Below are 1,323 nucleotides of genomic sequence, written 5' to 3' on the forward strand. Positions count from 1 at the left end.
ATTAAACTTACAGAAACATCATGTAAGTTTTGACGATGCGCAATATGTTTTTAGCGACATAAACCGCATAGAGCGCGTAGACAACAGCGAGGGCAACACATCCGGCGAGACGCGTTACCAGACTTTAGGCATGGTAGGGAAAACGCTTTTTGTAGTTTATACAGAGCGCGACCAAACGAAGCGGATAATCACCGCCCGTGTTGCTACCAAGAATGAACGGAGGACATACGATGGCTATTATCACGTCGACGATAAAGGCTGGACAAAAGCCACCTAAAGAAGTTTTGCAGCGGATAAAAGAGTCGGCAAAATACCCGATAAACCTTGACGACTGCCCCGAAGTATCACCGGAGGCACTCAAAGAATTTGCTTTTTTGGCAGCAGAGCGCAACCGCCGAAAAAAACGGCAGCCGGTAACAATACGGCTGGAGGCTGCCTGCATAGAAAAATACAAATCGCTTGGCAAAGGATATTCAAGCGTTATGGCGGATATTTTAAGACAAGCCGCCGATGACCCGAACCTGCTGCGCCGGTTATTGAAACGGACTTGACCGCGGAGGAACGGGCAACCATAGCCGAAGGGCGCAAAAGGGTACCGTGAGCACTCGGTGATTGTACGCAACAAAAAAAACCTCTTGACATGCTGATGTTTTTTGTGTATGCTACTATGCATGATTTGAAGCCAAAATTCGACAGTGATGGGCTATAAAATAGCGGACATTGCCGAGTAAGTAGCATTTCAGTTTTTTAACATAAAAATGTAGCCGACAGCGGTGTTGGGCAGTAGAAGTGGAGGACTGCTGATAACTACCGCCATTGGCAGGATAGACGCTGTCGTGTATGGCATCTATCCGGCGCAATTAGTCCGTTCGCAAGAACGCAGTGGGTGCTTGCGCCTCTAAAAATTACACACCATCCAATACGGGATAGGTGTGTGTTTTTCAGAAGGCAGTTGCAAACGGACTGCAAACCATAGCGATTCCTCGCCAGCGGTTCCAACGTGCATTTTGCGCCTCTTAAAATTACACACCACCCATACGGGACAGGTGTGTCTTTTTCAGGAGGTAGTTGCAAATGGACTTTGTAACCCCCAAAACAGACACGGCATTACCGCCGCTATTCTACTCTCTCAAACAAGTATCCCAGCTTTTGGGATGCAGCAAGGCAAATGTCTCTCGGCTGACAAAGCTGGGCAAACTGCCGTGCGTCCGCATAGGCGCGTACCCATACTATGCAAAAGCCTACATTGACGCGCTTGTCGCGCAGGCTATGGGCACCGCCGCAAGCGGGGAGGTAGCACAATGCTAACCCCCGCACAGAAAG

At 49.1% G+C, this 1,323-nt stretch carries 3 protein-coding genes; all 3 read left to right on the forward strand.

Annotated features, from left to right (window positions below; translation table 11 throughout):
- Nucleotides 1-277 (forward strand): BrnT family toxin (locus tag AWU74_RS05590; protein WP_062328450.1); only part of this gene is annotated, 277 nt, incomplete at its 5' end.
- The gene (locus tag AWU74_RS05595; RefSeq protein WP_162504888.1) at nucleotides 231-551 is read left to right on the forward strand and encodes a BrnA antitoxin family protein; all 321 of its coding nucleotides are present in this window, start codon (nucleotides 231-233) and stop codon (nucleotides 549-551) included. The genes AWU74_RS05590 and AWU74_RS05595, both read left to right, overlap by 47 nt.
- Before the next feature lie 523 nt (nucleotides 552-1,074).
- Nucleotides 1,075-1,308 carry a helix-turn-helix domain-containing protein gene (locus AWU74_RS10505; RefSeq protein WP_162504889.1) on the forward strand — a complete coding sequence of 78 codons (234 nt, stop codon included), beginning with the start codon at nucleotides 1,075-1,077 and terminating at the stop codon, nucleotides 1,306-1,308.
- The last annotated feature ends 15 nt before the right edge of the window (nucleotides 1,309-1,323 follow it).

Source organism: Treponema endosymbiont of Eucomonympha sp. (genome assembly GCF_001028545.1).